Origin of the sequence: Halomonas sp. AOP7-B1-5 (assembly GCF_052353045.1) — a bacterium.
Taxonomy (GTDB): Bacteria; Pseudomonadota; Gammaproteobacteria; order Pseudomonadales; family Halomonadaceae; genus Vreelandella; species Vreelandella colorata.
The window spans coordinates 1-1318 of the sequence record NZ_JBQTDC010000106.1; the positions used below are offsets into that span (position 1 = coordinate 1).

The following is a 1318-nucleotide window of genomic DNA, read 5'->3' on the forward strand; positions in this document are numbered from 1 at the left end:
GTCATGTTGAATTTTCTAAATGTCTGCCTCGCTCGCCATGCACCTATCATGCGAAGTCGCATAGAACGCCCCACTCCTATTTAAATGGAAACGAAGGGTAAGGGGTTTGCCTGAACTTAATAGAATTAATGCCGAAACGTTTTTCGACATCGCCCATTTCAACAAACGTTTCACCGCGCTGGTAGGCGGCGCGAAGATGGTCGCTTAGTTCAGTGACGGCTTGTGAGGGCTTGGCCCATTGGGATTCGGGTAAGGGCTTCGACCACTCGGCGAGCCAGTCGCTGGGCACGGCTTTGGGTAGAATATGTTTCGTGCGGTATTCGGTGTACCAGTGGGCAAAGCGGGCATATTCCCATAAGCGTTTGCGCCGGAAACGACGCCAGCGGGCGGGGTCGTTGGTGCGTTCACACTCGGCTTTTTCACGGGTCACATAGGCGTTGTACCACTCGACGCCCCACTCTTTGGCGGAAGGGGTAATGGCCTCGGCGCCCTCTTCCATAAAGCGGCGAATATACTCCCACTGGGCCAGTGCACCCGGTAGACCACCCACACTGACGATGATGCCCGCCCCTGGCAGTGTATAGCCTGGCCGCTGCGGGTCAGGCGGCACCAGCGCAAAGCTCCAACCAAAGCCTGTGATAGCCCCTGGCCCGAGGCCCGGGTTAAAGGCATACATCGCGACGACATCTTCCCAGGGCACCAATACTGTGCGTCTGTCGCGCTTCAATAGCCGACAGATGGCGTCATAAACCGGCGGGTAAATGTAGAAAAAAGCCAGGGCGCCGATATGCAGCAGCGTCAAACCGACTGGGAAACTCGGCCGGGCACCGCGCAGCCATTCCCCCACTTCGATCAAACCCATAAAACCCGCAGCCGCTGCGGCTAAGCCCGCTGTAGACATTAACCACAGGTTTTGAGGCGCGGGAAGCCAGAAGCGACCTGAGGGTTCTACTACAAAAGCAACTTCACGGCGCTGGCGATTTAAGCGAATAGGAGGTATGCGCTTAAGCAGCGTATTGATCCAGATAATGCCTAGAATAAAGATATACAAAAAAACAAAGTACAGCCCTCCCCCCCAGAATGCTAATACCTGGCTGTACGCCGTGTTTTTTATGATTGCCATACAAAACACCACTAAAAAAAAGCCGTTCATAAATAACGCTAACCCACTTAGCACATGCCCTGCCGTCATCATGGTGTCGGGGCTCGCGCCCTGGCGAATATCCATAGTGACGTCATCGTGACGCACATCGATATTCGCCACATCCACCGCGTGCTCGTTATCAGTAGGTAAGCGCGCCACTAACCACATCTAGTC

1 protein-coding gene is annotated in these 1318 nt (G+C 54.6%); it reads right to left on the minus strand.

All coding sequences use genetic code 11. The annotated features are described in order from the left end of the window. Positions 1–76: 76 nt before the first annotated feature. The gene (locus ACT3XD_RS19560) at positions 77–1303 is read right to left on the minus strand and encodes a hypothetical protein (protein WP_444280700.1); all 1227 of its coding nucleotides are present in this window, start codon (positions 1301–1303) and stop codon (positions 77–79) included. Positions 1304–1318: the final 15 nt, after the last annotated feature.